At 63.5% G+C, this 15,142-nt stretch carries 13 protein-coding genes and 1 pseudogene; 2 read left to right on the top strand and 12 right to left on the bottom strand.

Annotation, left to right across the window (positions count from 1 at the left end; genetic code table 11):
- From B3446_RS17825 to gtdA, 8 genes and pseudogenes are all read right to left on the bottom strand, one after another.
- On the bottom strand, window positions 1-135 hold a 135-nt coding region (locus B3446_RS17825), incomplete at its 3' end, for an FAD-dependent oxidoreductase (protein WP_291383822.1).
- Window positions 136-200: 65 nt separating this feature from the next.
- Window positions 201-1,214, bottom strand: coding sequence for a Bug family tripartite tricarboxylate transporter substrate binding protein (locus B3446_RS17820; protein ID WP_291383821.1), 1,014 nt, complete (start codon window positions 1,212-1,214; stop codon window positions 201-203).
- Window positions 1,207-1,587, bottom strand: coding sequence for a chorismate mutase (locus B3446_RS17815; RefSeq protein WP_291383820.1), 381 nt, complete (start codon window positions 1,585-1,587; stop codon window positions 1,207-1,209). Before B3446_RS17815 ends, B3446_RS17820 begins: the two co-directional genes overlap by 8 nt.
- Complete coding sequence (gene maiA, locus B3446_RS17810; RefSeq protein WP_291383819.1) at window positions 1,584-2,222, bottom strand: maleylacetoacetate isomerase; 639 nt, start codon at window positions 2,220-2,222, stop codon at window positions 1,584-1,586. Before maiA ends, B3446_RS17815 begins: the two co-directional genes overlap by 4 nt.
- 82 nt (window positions 2,223-2,304) lie before the next feature.
- On the bottom strand, window positions 2,305-3,270 hold the full coding sequence (locus B3446_RS17805; protein WP_291383818.1) for a tripartite tricarboxylate transporter substrate binding protein: 966 nt from the start codon (window positions 3,268-3,270) through the stop codon (window positions 2,305-2,307).
- Window positions 3,271-3,364: 94 nt separating this feature from the next.
- Window positions 3,365-4,623: pseudogene (locus B3446_RS17800) on the bottom strand (flavin-dependent oxidoreductase).
- Window positions 4,624-4,625: 2 nt separating this feature from the next.
- On the bottom strand, window positions 4,626-5,324 hold the full coding sequence (locus B3446_RS17795; protein ID WP_291383817.1) for a fumarylacetoacetate hydrolase family protein: 699 nt from the start codon (window positions 5,322-5,324) through the stop codon (window positions 4,626-4,628).
- A gap of 64 nt (window positions 5,325-5,388) precedes the next feature.
- The gene (gtdA, locus tag B3446_RS17790) at window positions 5,389-6,456 is read right to left on the bottom strand and encodes a gentisate 1,2-dioxygenase (protein ID WP_291383816.1); all 1,068 of its coding nucleotides are present in this window, start codon (window positions 6,454-6,456) and stop codon (window positions 5,389-5,391) included.
- 184 nt (window positions 6,457-6,640) lie between these two features.
- On the opposite strand from gtdA, the gene B3446_RS17785 reads away from it, so the two are divergent.
- The gene (locus tag B3446_RS17785) at window positions 6,641-7,576 is read left to right on the top strand and encodes a LysR family transcriptional regulator (protein WP_105240897.1); all 936 of its coding nucleotides are present in this window, start codon (window positions 6,641-6,643) and stop codon (window positions 7,574-7,576) included.
- On the top strand, window positions 7,573-8,127 hold the full coding sequence (locus tag B3446_RS17780) for a hypothetical protein (protein WP_191578848.1): 555 nt from the start codon (window positions 7,573-7,575) through the stop codon (window positions 8,125-8,127). Before B3446_RS17785 ends, B3446_RS17780 begins: the two co-directional genes overlap by 4 nt.
- A gap of 57 nt (window positions 8,128-8,184) precedes the next feature.
- Here B3446_RS17780 and B3446_RS17775 read toward each other — a convergent pair whose 3' ends face one another.
- From B3446_RS17775 to B3446_RS17760, 4 genes are read right to left on the bottom strand one after another with little or no spacing between them, the layout of a single operon-like run.
- A complete protein-coding gene (locus tag B3446_RS17775; protein ID WP_291383815.1) occupies window positions 8,185-9,060 on the bottom strand; it encodes a DUF6708 domain-containing protein in 876 nt (291 codons plus the stop codon).
- Window positions 9,061-9,063: 3 nt separating this feature from the next.
- Window positions 9,064-12,075, bottom strand: coding sequence for a T6SS effector BTH_I2691 family protein (locus tag B3446_RS17770; protein ID WP_291383814.1), 3,012 nt, complete (start codon window positions 12,073-12,075; stop codon window positions 9,064-9,066).
- Window positions 12,068-13,018: a DUF4123 domain-containing protein gene (locus tag B3446_RS17765; RefSeq protein ID WP_291383813.1), complete on the bottom strand. Its 951-nt coding sequence runs from the start codon at window positions 13,016-13,018 to the stop codon at window positions 12,068-12,070. The genes B3446_RS17770 and B3446_RS17765 overlap by 8 nt, the downstream gene beginning before the upstream one ends.
- The gene (locus B3446_RS17760) at window positions 13,015-15,141 is read right to left on the bottom strand and encodes a type VI secretion system Vgr family protein (protein ID WP_291383812.1); all 2,127 of its coding nucleotides are present in this window, start codon (window positions 15,139-15,141) and stop codon (window positions 13,015-13,017) included. The genes B3446_RS17765 and B3446_RS17760 overlap by 4 nt, the downstream gene beginning before the upstream one ends.
- Window position 15,142 lies beyond the last annotated feature (1 nt).

Below are 15,142 nucleotides of genomic sequence, written 5' to 3'. Positions count from 1 at the left end.
CTCCACCAGCAGCACGCGCGCGCCGTTGCGCGCGGCGCTGGCGGCCGCCAGCACCCCGGCGGGGCCGCCGCCCAGGACGACGACCTCGTACTCGCCATACAGCGGCACCTGGCGGGCGGGTTCGGTGATGACCATCTGAATCTCCTTGCGTTCATTGCAGCCGGCGTTCGGCGTCCTTCTTGGCCCGCTTATTGGCACAGTCATTGGCCCTTGATCCCCAGCTTCTTGATCAGGGGCTCCCAGCGCTTCAATTCGTCATCCATGTAGCCGCGGAATTGCGCTGGCGTATCGCCCACTGGATCCATGAACTGCGCCTGCAGCCGCTTGGCGACCTCGGGATCGTGAATCGCCTGGATCAGCGCGTCGGACAGCTTCTTCTGCACATCGGCTGGCGTCTTGGACGACACCACAAAGCCGATCCACGCCGAGCCCTCGATCCCCTGCACTCCCACTTCCGCCAGCGTCGGAATGTCGGGCAGCAGCGCGGACCGCTTGGACGACGTCACCGCCAGCGCCTTCAACCGGCCATCCTTCACCATCGGCATCACCGCGATGGGCGGCAGCGCGGCAAACTGGGTGTCGCCCGACAGCAGCGACGTCAGCGCCGCCGGCGACGACGGGTAGGGCACATGCGTGGCGCGCGCGCCGATCTGCTGCAGCAGCAGTTCGACCGCCAGATGCGACACCGTGCCCGCGCCCGGCGACGGGAAGTTGTACTTGTCCGGATTCTTCTTCAGCGCGTCCAGCAGCTGTCCAATGTTGCCGATGCCGGCCGAGGCTGGGACGACCAGCACGTTGGGCTGATGCACCGCCAGCGTCAGCGGCGCCAGGTCCGTGGCGGGCGCGTAGGGCAGCTTGTCGAACAACAGCGTGTTGTTCACCAGCGGGCCGGTGATCGACACGCCGAAGGTGTAGCCGTCGGGCTTGGCGTTGGCGATGGCGAACGTGCCGATGTTGCCGCTGGCGCCCGGCTTGTTTTCGACAACGATGGTCTGGCCGAGGATTGCGCCCGCCTTTTCGGTGACGATGCGGGCCACCTGGTCGGGGCTGGAGCCGGGGCCGAATGGCACGACCGCCTTGAGCGGCTGCGCCGGCCAGGCGTCAGCGGCGGTTGCTGTCGCGGTCGCGGCCAGCGGCGCCAGCACGGCAAGGCTTACTGCCGCCAGGCGTCGCGCCATCGCGCGGCCAGTCTGCAAGGTCGAAGCGTCAAGCATGCGTGTCTCCCACGTCCTTCATGGTGTCGAAGTAGGTCTGTTCATTGGCGATGAAGGCGGCGACCATCGCGCGATAGGTGGCGTCCACCACCTGCTCCAGGTTGGAGAAGCCCTGGTTGTGGCGCTGGGCGAGCGCCCGGGCCTTTTCAAATACCTGGGCTTGACGCGCGGGCGCGCTCACTTGAAAGGCGTCGCGCTTGAACCGCGCGGCGTCCTTCACGTACATCGCGCGTTCGGCGATCAGCCGCACGATCTCATCGTCCAGCCGGTCGATGTGGGCGCGCACGTCGGCCAGATTGGCGCAAAGCGGGCGATAGGCCGGATCGGTGTACTCGCGCAGCGGCGCGCCGTGGGTGTCGGGTTCTTTGCTCACTGGGTGTAGTCCGGTTGCTGTGCAGGCGCAGCCTGCTGGAAGGCGGGTTGCGCATTGCAGTGTTCGACGATGCGCAGGATGCGCGGATAGGCGGACAGGTCGCAGCCCATGCGCTGCGCGTTGGCCACCTGCGGCACCAGGCAGCAGTCCGCCAGCGTGGGCGCGTCACCAAAGCAGTACGCGCCGTGCCCGTGACGCGCCAGCAGCGCTTCCACTGCCGTCAGGCCTTCGCGGATCCAGTGGTGATACCAGGCGTTCTTCTGTGCGTCCGTCGCGCCCAGCACCTCCTGCAGATAGCGAAGGATGCGCATGTTGTTGACGGGATGGATGTCGCACGAGATGGCGTGGGACAGCTCCAGCACGCGGGCGCGCGCCAGCGTGTCGGCCGGAATCAGCCGCGGTTCGGGGTGCGTGGCATCCAGGTAGTCGATGATGGCGAGTGACTGCGAAAGCTGCACGTCGCCGTCGATCAGAAGCGGCACGCCGGCCGACGGATTGCGCGCCACGTACTCCGGCGCGCGCTGTTCCTGCTTGCGCAGGTTCACGGGCAGGTACTCGTAGGGCAGGCCCTTGAGCGCAAGCGCGATGCGCACGCGGTAGGAGGTCGAGCTGTTGAAGAAGTTGTGCAGTTGCATGGATGGGCGTTTCGTGAGGACGGTTGGCCGTGGGCGGATCTTTCAGGGTCGTTCAGGGCAGAAACGTTGGTGCCGGAAGCATTCATTCGGCCGTGATGCCGGTGCGGGCGACGACGTCGTCCCAGCGCTTGGCGTCACGGGCGATGAGGGATCCAAAATCGGCAGGCGTTGACGTGGCCGGCACCATGCCCTGCGCATCGAATGCCGTGGAGGTCGCGGGTGTCTTCAAGATGGCGTTGATCGACTGGTTCATGCGGTCGACAATGGCGGGCGGCGTGCCTTTCGGCGCCAGGACGCCGTACCACATGTCCACGTCGGCCCCCTGCAGTCCGGCTTCCGTCAGCGTGGGCACGTCCGGCAGCTGCGGCAGGCGCTTCGGGCTGCCGGTGGCGATCACCTTGAGTTTGCCGCCCTTCACCTGCGGCAGCGCCACGTGAACGGGCAGGAACATGTAGTCGAGCCGTCCGCCGAGCATGTCGGTGACGGCGCCCGCCGTGCCTTTGTACGGCACGTGCAGCATGCTGGCGCCGGTGCGGTCCAGAAACAGCGCCATCGACAGGTGATGGGGCGTGCCCACGCCGGGGGTGCCGTAGCTCAGTTTGCCAGGCGCGGCCTTGGCCGCCTGCACCACGTCGGCGACGGTGTTGGCGGGATTGGACGGATGCGTGACCAGCAGCAGCGAGCCCCACGAGGTCAGGCCGACCGGCGCGAAGTCCTGTTGCGGATCAAAGCGCAGCTTGCCCTTGTAGAGGCTGCTGTTCATGACGAACGTGTTGACCGTGACCAGGAATGTGTAGCCATCGGGGTTGGCGCGCGCGACCTTTTCGCTGCCGATATTGCCGCTGGCGCCAGCCAGGTTCTCGACGACGACGGGTTGGCCCAGCGTCTGGGGCAGGCTAGCCGCGAGCTGGCGCGCGATCAGGTCGATGCCGGTGCCGGGTGTGAAGGGCACCACCAGCGTAATGGGGCGGTCGGGCCAGGCGGCGTGGCTCGCCGCGGCCGCAAAGGACAGCGCCGCGGCAGCCAGAACACGTAGCAACTTCAACATGGTTGTCTCCTTGTTTGTCGCCGGTCATGCGCCGGCTTTGAAGGGCGGCGCGCCTAGGTGGCACGCTCGCCTGGGCACTGAGGTCCGGCTACTGCTACACGTAAGGCGCGCGCTCCTTCAGGGCAACCGGGTCGAAGCCCGCCACCTGCTTGTAGCGCCGGGAAATCCCTTCCAATTCCTCGCGGCTGATGACATCTTCGATCCGCGTATAAGGCTTGTCCGCCGAACGAACGTGGACTTCACGCAGGATCGCGTCCGGCGGGTTGCTGCGGTTGGTCAGCACGACGCGCGTCGTGGCTTCGACGCGGACGCGGTCGTACTGCTGCAAGGCATCGGGCGTCAGGCCCAGGCGCTTGAGCTGGCCGGTCAGATAACGCGCATCCACCACGGCCTGACCCGCGCCGTTCGAGCCGCGCGGCACCATCGGGTGGGCCGCGTCGCCCAGCAACGTCATGCGGCCCTGCGTCCACGTGGGCAGCGGATCCTGGTCGACCATGGGGTACTCCAGAATCGAGTCTGCGTCTTGAATCAGTCTGGCCACGTCGAGCCAGTCGAAGTGCCAGTCGGCAAAGGCCGGAAAGAAGTCCTCGAGCCTGCCGCTGCGGTTCCAGTCGCGCACGGCAGGTTGGTCGGCTTCGATCTCGGCGACCCAGTTCACCAGCTGGTTGCCTTCCGCGTCGATGTTGTCGCGAATCGGGTAGATCACCATCTTGCCGGTGGACAGCCAGCCGGCGCGTACATGCTCGCGCCCGACAGAAAGGGTTTGCAACGCGTCGTGCCTCGCCACATGTTCACGCCGGAGTAGCGCGGGGCGCCTTCCTGCGGATAGAGCTGCTTGCGCAATACCGAGTGAATGCCGTCGCAGCCGACAGCAATGCCGCCGCGCACCGATGGCAGCGCATTGCCGTCGTTGTCTTGAAAGCTGGCCGTGACGCTGTCGGCGTCCTGCGTCACGCCCGTGCAGCGCGCGTTCACCACGACGCTTTCCTGGCCAAGACGTTCGCGCACGGCATCCAGCAACGCCATTTGCAGGTCGCCGCGGTGGATGGAGTACTGCGGCCAGTCGTAGCCGGCTTCCGTGCCCGCCGGTTCGCCATAGATGAACTGGCCGTGCCGCGTGTAGAACACGGATTCACGCGTGCGCACGGCAATGGCGTCCAACGCGGGCAAGAGGCCCAACTCATCCAGTTCGCGGGTGGCGTGCGGCAGCAGATTGATGCCCACCCCCAGCGGCTTGATCTCGCGCACGGCTTCGAACACGCGGCAGGAAATGCCTGCCTGATGCAGGCTCAGCGCCAGCACCAGGCCGCCGACGCCCGCGCCGACGATGATGACATCGGTGTCGGTGCGCATCGTCACACCATCTGCACGCTGAGCGTGCCCAGGCCGTCCACGCCGCCGACCATCCGGTCGCCCCGCACCACGGGTCCCACGCCTTCGGGCGTGCCGGTGTAGATGAGGTCGCCGGCTTCAAGACGGAAGTACTTGGAGAGGTACGCGATGGTTTCGGCAATGGACCAGATCAGCTTGCCGATGTCGCTGCGCTGTTTGTCCGCGCCATTGACCTGCAGCCAGATGCCAGCCTTCTCGATGTCCTTGACCGATTGCGCGGGATGCAGCGGGCCGATGGGCGCGCTCTGGTCAAAGGCCTTGCCCAGTTCCCACGGGCGGCCGGCCTCGCGCATTTTCATCTGCAGGTCGCGGCGCGTCATGTCCAGGCCGACGGCGTAGGCATACACGTGCTGCAGGGCCTCATCGACGGAAATGTTGGCGCCGCCCTTGCCGATAGCCGCGACGAGTTCGATCTCGAAATGCAGATTGGCCGTTTCCGGCGGGTAGGGCAGTGAAAGCGTGCTGCCTTCGGCAACGGGCACCACGGCGTCGGCGGGCTTGCAGAAGAAGAACGGCGGTTCGCGGTCGGGGTCGAAGCCCATTTCGCGCGCATGGGCGGCGTAGTTGCGGCCGACGCAATAGACGCGGCGCACAGGAAAGCTGTCCTGGCTGCCGGCGACAGGCACGGCGACGGGGGAGGCGGGAGCAAACACAAACGACATGGAGCATCCTTTGAAGGCGGGAGGGAGAGGCAGGCGCGCGAGGTGGGCGATCCCGGCGCGCCGGTCAGGCGACGCGTTCTTCGCGCCACAGGCCCAGCGCGTCCTGCACAGGGCGGTCGGAATAACTGAAGAGCGTGGCGTCTTCCAGCGCGGCCAGCTGCACGGGCATCCACGACGGCGCGACGAAGACATCGCGCGGTCCGAAATGGAATTCCTGGTCGCCGATGCGCGCGGTGCCGCGGCCCTCGACCACGCTGTAGACCGTGGAGTCGGTCGTGTGCGTGGTCTTGCCCTGAAAACCGGCGGGCAGGAACTGCATGAACGTGGCCATCGTGGGCATGGGGTAGCCACCCGTGGCTGGATTCAGGTAGCGCAGCTTGACGCCGTCCCACGGGTCGAGTTCACCGTGCCGGTAGAGTGCATCCAGCGCTTCACGGCTGCGTTCATAGGGGTAGTTGAAGATGGGTGAAGTGCCGCTCGAAACCTGATGACGTACGGGCGCCATGTTGTGGCCAAAGCGGGCCATGCTGTCGCCTTCGGGGCGCGTGACGGGCTGGGTGGCGGACGGGTAGTTCTCTGCAAAGCCCGCATCCAGAAAGCGCAGCAGCGGAATGTCCAGGCCATCCAGCCAGACCACGGGCTCGCCGCCTTCGACGGTTTCCGCATTGCCGTGGTCATGCCAGGTCCACGACGGCGTGATGATGAAGTCGCCCGGGTGCATGGTGGTGCGCTCGCCGTTGACCGCGGTGTAGGCGCCGCGCCCTTCCACGATGAAGCGCAGGGCCGATTGCGTGTGACGGTGGCTTGGCGCGATCTCACCCGGCAGGATCAGTTGCAGTCCTGCGTACAGGCTTTGCGTGATGCTGGCCTGGCCCGGCAGACCAGGGTTTTCCAGAATCAACACCCGGCGCACGGCTTCTTCTGCCGTGATCAGCGATCCGGACGCCAGGACGTCGTCGCGTACATCGTCGTACTTCCACAGGGCCGGCACGCAGCGCGGCGCGGGCTGGCGCGGCACCAGGTTGTGCAGCGACTCCCACAGGGGCGCCATGTGTTTCTTGGCGATGCGCGCGTAGTAAAGGGCGCGGTCCGAGGCAGCGCTGTCCGCGCCGGTGGAATGACCGTCGTGCATGGTTGTCTCCTGTATGTCCGGCTATTGCCGGCTTCTACGGGCGGCCGCCGCGTGGGTTCGCAGCTGGTCCTGGTATGGAGACGATTATGCGAGCAGGAGCTATGCAGTTTGAAATGAAATTATCTTATTATCCATACCAATAACCATATACATACGAGACAAACCTCCCACCAAGAGGGCCTGCATGGACTGGACCCACCGCCTGCGGCTGCGCAATCTGAAGATGCTGCTCAGCCTGGCCCAGACCCGCAACATCAGCCACTCGGCCGCCATGCTCAATACGACGCAGCCGGGTCTATCGAAGTGGCTGAAGGATCTGGAAGACGACATCGGACTGCCGCTCTTCGAGCGCCACGCGCGCGGCCTGCGCCCCACGCCGCATGGCGACGTGCTGATCGCGCATGCGCAGCGTGTGGAGTCGCAACTGGATCGCGCCAGTGCCGACATGGCGGCGCTGCGCGAGGGCGGCGGTGGACGCGTCGTGATCGGCGCATCGGGCGCGTCCGCGTCCGACACGGTGCCGCTGGCCGTGATGAAGCTGCTCGAGCGCATGCCGCAGGCGCGCGTCAAGCTGGTGGAGGGCACGACGGATCGCCTGCTGGCGCAACTGGCGCAAGGGGATCTGGATATCGTCGTGGGGCGCTCGGCGCCCGAGCATCACGATCCGGCGATTCGCTTCGAGGCGCTTTATCTGGAGCCCATCCACCTCGTGGCGCGGCCCCGCCATCCGCTGTTCGCCGTGGAGCAGCCAAGCTGGCAGGATCTGCTGTCCTATCGCTGGATTCTGTGGCCCAAGGGCACGCCCATCCGCAACGCAGTAGACGCCGCGCTCGCCGCAGCAGGCCAGGCGCCGCCGCCGGACCATATCGAGTCGAACTCGGTGACGGTCAACCTGACCCTCATCAACAACAGCGACATGATCGGCGTCGCCTCGCACCGTGCCGCGCTGCGGTTTTCGCAGATGCGGGCGATGCGCATCATCCCTGTACGACTGTCGGGATTCGGCTCGGTGGCGATGTATTGGCGCGAGGATGCGTTCCGGCCGGTCGCGGTTGAAGAGGCCATGGCGGCGCTGAGAAATACGGTGGCCGAGCACGCGCCAGGAGTGACCCGGCTATGACTCCCGCGCCCGCCTCCGGCCTGAATGCCCTGATCGAACAGTGCCAGCGGCTGGAAGCGGCGCTGAACGCGGGCAAGAATCCGGGGACGGCTGCATCGATGCATCGCTTCGTCGCGGATATGGAAGCGGAAGAGGGCCGGGCGCCGCCCGGAACGTGGTCGCCGCTGGTGCTGTCCGTGCTGGTGATGGCGGGCGGCCTGGGCGTCGGCATCGAACTGTTGAGCCTGCTGCTGCGGTTCGTGGGACCGGCAATGGCAGCGTTCGCGCTGGTGGCGGTGTGCGCGGGAACTGCACTCGCGTTAGCGATCGGGATGGTGCTGATGATGGCGGGACGGGTGCAGGGCGTGGTGCTGTTGAAGCGGGTCTGTATCGGGTTGATCGTTGTGGGTAGCTTCGGCGGGATCGCCTGGACGCAGGGCGACGTCAGGGCCGTCGGGCCGGTGGTTGCGGTGCTTGGCGGATTGGGCGCCTGGCTGGTGATGAATTCGTCGGGGTTTTATGTGTTTGTGGGGTATCGGGTGGCGCTGCGGTGTTTGGCGCGGAGGGGATAGCGATCACGGGCCATCGGTGTTGTCGCGTGAAAGGCGCCGCGCAATGCGCGGCATCGCCTAGCGCCCAAGCGCTTCCGGCGGTGGCGGCGCACCGCGGACGTTGAAGACGCGGCACACCGCGTACCAGCTCAGCGCGGCGAACATGTTGTAGGGGAAGAGCACAAACCACATGGGCAGCAGCCAGTTTTTCTTGCCTTGCAGCTCGCCCGGTTCGCCTGTGCGCCAAGGCGCGTAGTGGCGCCAGGCTTCGGCGGGGGTCATGCAGATACGGTGGAGTGGGGCGTACCACCAGTTGGGCTCTCCCGGCGCGGGCAACCTGTCGGGGCCTTCTTCCATGAACTGCCGGATGTACTCCCATACCTGCGCGACGTATCGAGGGTCTGGGTCGCTGCTGTTGTTACTGTCGACCCAGAGGACGATACGGTCCTTCTCTTGACCGGCCGCAGGCTTGGGGCCGAAGGCGAGGGCAAAGTTGGTGGTGATTCCAGCGCCGCCAAATTCATTGCGTACGAATACGCCACCCTCAGTCTGCGTCCAGTCGAACTGGATTAGGGTCTTGTTGCGTTGGTAATAAACTTTTTTGAGTCTGCGGTTGAAGTAGAAATTTGATAATCGGGTTATGTAGAAAATACGGTACCAAGTCAGCAAGGCAAAAAAAATGAATAGAACCCCGCCGCCCGATACAAAAACCAGGACAAATAGCTGCCTTTCCGATGAGTTTGTAGAGGACGATGGGATTTTGAAGTACATCCATATCAAAAACAGAGTTGCAAGTGTGTTAACGGCCACATACAGCTTTCCCATGAAGACGGAATCAACCGCCCACGGATTGCGCAGCGAAAGGACCTCTGCATCCATCTTCGCCAGTTGGTCGTTGATCGCAGGACCTGATATTGATTTCTCGTGCTGTGAAAACAACCAAGTAATTGCCATAAATCAGCTCATTAATTGAAAAGTTGTGGATGCGACGGCGCTATCATCAAATCCCTGATTGGGCTGGTACTCAATTGTTAATTCGACGCCGTACTGGTTCTTTGCTTTAGTCTTCAAGTTGATTACCAGACCGTCAGTTGTGAGATGAAAAGTGGTTGTGGCGGGATTGGCAGCGCTCTCATGGCCAGCGTCCGAAGCGCTCAGTTTGTACTTCCAGTCACTTTGTCCCGTGATATAGCCTCGAAGCAATACGGTGAACTCCGCAACGCTAGATTTTGTCGGCACGCTATCGGTTGTAATCTGCCCCCAGTTGGGTATCGACCACGCGGTGTTTTCGTGCCAGCGACTGTCTACGTCGGTGATTCCCAGCAATTTTGCTTGGTGTCCGTCAAGTAGTACGGGCGCGAAATTGGCGGAGTACCAAGCCTTGACCTCTTCTCGTACATCGGAATAAGGCGGCAGTTGATCGTTTTGGTCTAGATTGATTCCCTTCCGTTTCTCCCCGTCGTTCTGCCTTGAACCGAACGAGCCTCGCGCGGCCCATAATTCAATAGGTCGATGGACGCGCTCCTTCGCGCGGGCATGCAGTTCAAGGCCTATCGCAAGGACGCCTGCGCCAAGTAGAGCGAATGCCGCGGCGGCCCAGCCGGCGAAGGGGATGACAGCTGTTGCCCCGGCGATAGCCAGGGTTCCTTCCAAGAGCGCGACTCCACCGAGGGTTGCTGCTACCCCTCCTGCAAATGTGAGGCTGGCGGCTGCCATGTCCCCTTGTTGCGCTTGGCGGATGGCCTTCAGAACGTCGGACGAAAATCCGAGAAAGATGGCTGGATAACCCACCAGCCGAGTAAACAAATTGCTGCTGATAAACCGAATGTGGCCATTCCCAAACGCCACTCCCGGCGCAGTCGCACTGACTCGCAACATAATGACCTTGTGAGAGGCCCGAGCGCTGACCAGTACCGCCGCCGCGGCGCCCGCCAACCCGAAGATTGCGGACGCGAAGCCAGCCACGTATTCGAAAGACGGATCGCTCCGCATGTTTGCATAGGCAGTCCTAAGGCTCACGATGTTGAACCAGAGCATGCCTACGTTCAACGCTCCTCCGCCCGTCGTGTTGACCAGCGATGCAACATTCGGCTTCACACGCCGCGTCAAAGTCTCCTCAATGGTCACCTTGCGGCTGCCGTGCACGCGAACCTTCTTTATCTCTTCGACCTTCGCCATGCCAGATTCGATGAGCTTGTCGGCTTCTCTGCTGAAGGCATCCGCGCGGGCAACCTCGTCGGTGATGCGGTAGCGAGCGCCCAGCAAGCCCATGGCCTTGCTTGCGTTGGCCTCCTCAGCGGCGGCGAGTACCTGCTGCCGCAGGGTGCGGCTGGCATCCCAGCGGGTCTTTCCGCGCATGCGTTTGAGCACCACGGTGGTCACCGTTTGTGCTGTCAGGTCGGTGACGCCAGCCGTGGCGGGAAAGCGTCCCGCCAGATCCTCAATGATGTAATCCGCGGCGCCCAGCAAGGATCCGACCGCATCGGCTTTTTCCTTGAAGGGGTTGAATGGGGCCAACGCGGTGTAGATCGGGCTGTCATCCTTGTCGATCCACGCATTCAACCGCATGAAGCGAGGGTCGCCGTCCTCGGTGCCGGGCAACGATTGGCTCATGGGATGAATCAGCATGGACAGGGACACTTCCAGTCCTGTTGCTGATATTCGGTTGTTGCGATCGTAAGCGGCCAGGGGAGCCGCCAGGCTGTTCGGATCGTTCTCATGCGCGGCTTCGGCAGTGGCAAGCCAATGATCGTGATCTTCGCTGGCCTTGGCCACGATGGCGTGGAGATGTTGCAGTCGGCTCTCCACCTCGTCGCGCTCGGCCAGGAATTCGCGATACTTGGCCTTGTCGATTCGCTTTCCTAGTCGGCTGCCATCGGGCGAAACGTGCTCGTTCGTAAGCACCTCGAATGCCATCTCGGAGGGAGTGAGGCGCCGGTGGTGGCCAACCTGCTTTTGCTGATACTCATAGCGCGACTTTGCCAACTGCTCTGGTGTGTGCTTGTCGCCCGGGTACATGGTGCGCAAGGTCTTTTCAAGTAGCAAAGCCGTCAGATTTCGGTGGTGGTAGCTCTGGCTCTTGGCGCTCAAGACCTCCACGTCCCGGCTGAATGCCTCCGGAAACCCCCTCGCGTCGTCTTCCGCGTTATCCGTGCTGGTGGCCGGATGGATTTGTTCGGATGGCATCAGGTCGCGTGTCTGATGCTGATACGCGGCGACGGACAGGCTGAGGTCCTGGCATAGCCCCTCTGCGTCATTGAGCACCACGACCGCGGGTACCCGCGGTTGCGTAACCCGATAGTGGTTTCGTTGGGCCAGAAACGTGCTGATGGGCAGATCATCCTTGCTGGCATGGCTGCTCCATTCGAGCGGCAAACGCTCCTGGCGTGGTTTGAAGTCCTCGACCCACTGGGTCAACGCATCCGCCGGCAGCACGTGTGGCTGGCCGGAAGGCGATTTGTCGCCGGAGGTCAGTTCGGCCATGTCCAGCTGACGCATATGAAGCCGCCGCAACGCGGGATCTGCGGAAATCCTGGCCGTCATGTCATTGGTCCAGAGGTGCGGGCTATAGCCGATCCACACCTCTGCGGCAGTCGTGGGGCAGGTGTCTGCCCACACCCACCCCATGCGCGCGCCTGCCTTGTACTTGTCCTTCCTGTCGTAGTTCTCCAGTCCGGTGTAGGTCAGTTCCTGATAATGACCTTCACCGTCGTACTCGTGGATGACAAGCTTTTCGCCCTCGGTCCCTTTCATGAAGACATAGACGTATCCCGGGCGGATTGCGCGCAAGGTATACGAAGACAATTGCAGGCGCGGGAAGGCTGCTTCCAGCTTGAAGCCGGACGCGGCATACCGGTACGGGGAAGCGCCGTCCGCGTTGGGGACGATCGCATATCGGACAGGAAGGATCGGAATGCGTGCGCTGCACGCCGGTGCTGAAATGGCGCCGCCGACAGTCGTCTTAGCCACGAGGGGCTCCCCGTGCGCGTACCAGTGATTCCAACTGACGCAGGCGCGCCTGAGGAGACTCAGTCAAGTCGTTGAGAATTCCGCGCGCCTCATCGCTCTGAAGCAGCCATGGATCATGGGCGAGCAAGCTGATGTATTGGGTCGCGACAGCTTCATCGTGAAAGTTCAGGCGGTCGGCCAATTGAAGCAGCTGCTCGACCCAGCGGCGAATCTCTTCGAGGCTGCGGCCGCTGTGATCGGGAATCGAATGCACTTCGTAGACGCGACTTTGCACGAAGTGTTCCCGGGTGTTGGCGTCAAAGCGTGCAAGCTCGTGAGGGCGCAGCGTCAGCGGCACCGTCTTGCCGCAAACATATCCGGAGGCGTCCCAGTCAAGACGGCGCCAGTCGCAAGCGGGGCCCCAAGTGGCGCGCCAAAGCAAAGTGCTGATCGGTCCGAGCCACGCATCGCGATGATCATCGTCCAACGCTTCGAGCCAGGCGGCCAGGTGATGCGGTTGGACGTCGAGGGTGGCCTCGCCCTCACAGGACAGGTCTAGTTGCACCAACCCGCTAAGGTGTGCCGACATGTCGCTGAGATCGGCTGCCGAACCGATGAACATCGCGCCGCCAGCGGGCGCCCAGTGCGTAAGTGCATGTCGCATCAGCGAAGGTTGGTTCGTTGCGTCAACCAGCAGCGGGCCTCGGTCATATTGTTCATCCAGTGGCGTACCTTGCCAGACCCAGGCATGCCAGGGCAGGGGATCGAACTCCTTGACTAAGTCCAATACGCCCGGCGCATACGCAGGGCGATATTCGCCCTCTTGCGGAACAGGCCGGTAGGCCCAGTTTTGCAGCGGCACCGTCATCAGCAGCAGATAACGAAATGGCGCGCGAGGAAGCGTTTCCTCTGTGATTTCCTTGCCCAGTGACGTGATCCAGGGCGGAGCTTTGGGAAGCGTCATCGCGCAAGCCCTCCCAGGCAGCGGCAGTCGGATAAGGGGCATGTACCGTCGGGGCGGCGCCCGCATAGGCGATCGATGGGCTTTCCCGCCACAGGCCTACCCTGGATCGAAAACGGGTTACCACCGCCACCCCCCTTCTGGCTCATCGGCCCCTTGATCACGATGGCGATCCCGTCAAGCGTGATCCCCGACCCATCGATCCGTATCGTTCCCCCCGGCCCTTTCAACGTCAGGCTCTCCGCCGCCTGCACCTCATAAACCTTCGTACGCTGCCGGATCGCCTCACCGACCTGCAATTCCGAGCGTCCCTCGACCGTATGCTCCTGATGCCCGCCGATACTTACCCAATGATTCGCCGCGGTCTTATCGCGGCGGTTATTGCCCACTTCCTCGGTACGGTCCTTGGTGGTGTAGATCGTGTGATTGCGCCCCACGGTCAAAAAGTCATCCCGCCCGATGTCGTGCCGCCGGTCCTGGCCGATGTTGACCTGCTCGTCGTTGCCCACCGTCTCCTTGCGGTCGTGGCCGATGGTGATGGTTTCATCGTTCTCGACCTGCTCGCTGCGGTCGTGCCCCACAAACGTCGACTCGTCGTTGTTGACGTGGATGTTCTGATCCTTCTGCGCGTGGACGTAGATTTCTTCCTGGTCCTTCTCGTCTTCAAATCGCAGTTCGTTGTACCCCTCGCCTTTGTGGGTCTTGCTCTTGATCGTCATTCGCGTCTTGTGGCGCGGCAGTTCGTAGGGCGGCAACTGCAGGCGGTTGTAGACGCGGCCGGTGATCACGGGCTGGTCGGGGTCGCCGTCGAAGTAAGAGACGATGACTTCCTGACCGATGCGCGGGATGGCCATGTGGCCCCAGGTGGCGCCGGCGATGTTCTGCGAGACGCGAATCCAGCAGGAGCTGTATCCGTCCTCCTTGCCGAGCCGGTCCCAGGGGAACTGGACCTTCACCCGGCCGTATTCGTCGGTATAGATCTCTTCATTGGGCGGGCCGACCACCACAGCGTTCTGCGGACCGTCGATTCGGGGCCTGGGGAGCGGTTCCGCGCGCCATTCGGCGTCGTCCGGGACCAGCTCCGCCTCGTAGCTGTAGTGCGTTCCCAGCTGGGCTTGTGCACTCTCCTCGGCCTGACTTGTATGTTGGATGCCACGGTGGACGATGTGCACCGGGCGCCAGCCGCGGTTCAGGTCTTCGCGCGGATGACCCGCGAGGGTGAATGAAATGCCCGGCTCGAGCCGCGGGTCATCGCCTTCAACGAAAGCGACGCGCGAATCGCGGCGATGGCCGCGCAGACGGTTCTCAGCGAACGGTCTGCCGGCTTCGTCGAATTTGGCGCGGGCGGGGTAGTCATAGCGTTCGTAGCGACTGCCTTGATGGTCCAGATGCCGTCCGTCGCGGCTGTGCTGGTGGGTGTAGCGCGGATGGTGAAAGGTGTAGTCGCGCTGGGTCTGGCGCGCGGTGCGCACGTTCTCGGTGTAGGAGAATCGCCGCAGAGCCGGCTGCGGCTGGTCGCCACCGGGTGTGGGGTTGTACTGCACCGGCTCGTCGCCCACGCGGCCGTGTATGAAAAGCCGGTCGCTGTGGATAAGTTGATGGCCTTCGGCACCATGACGGAAGGAATAGAAAAATCCTTCCTCGCGCATGATGCGTTCGACAAAGTCGTAGTCCGCGTCGCCCGCTTGCACGCAGTACTCGCGCGCCAGATGTTCGGTGGTGCCGCGCAGCTCGTAATCCCGGGTAAGACCATGCGCCTTGAGCACCGCCTCGGTTATCTGCGGGACGCTAAGCGACTGGAAGATGCGCCAGTCGGAACTAAGTTTCAGACGCGCCAGGCGCGGCTCGACGATGGCGGAATAGCGCGTGCGGCGAAAGCCCGTGTCGCCCTGAACGAATGACGAGACCGCGCCGTGCACGTAGCGCACGGGCGTGGAGCCGTGCCAGATCGTAAGCAACGCGGCGCGGTCCAGCACCACGCCAAAGTCGATGGCGGGGTTGCCGCTGGCCAGGTCCACTTCCAGCAGGAAGGTCTCGGACAACCCCTCCTGCAGCGTGAATTCGACGACTTCAAAGGACTCGTCGCCGATGGCGAATGTAAAGCGCAGATCAGATTGCGTGGGCATG

Source organism: Achromobacter sp. UBA5777, assembly GCF_002418565.1.
In the GTDB taxonomy this organism is placed as follows: domain Bacteria; phylum Pseudomonadota; class Gammaproteobacteria; order Burkholderiales; family Burkholderiaceae_B; genus Achromobacter; species Achromobacter animicus.
This window is presented reverse-complemented; position numbering and strand designations above follow the sequence as displayed.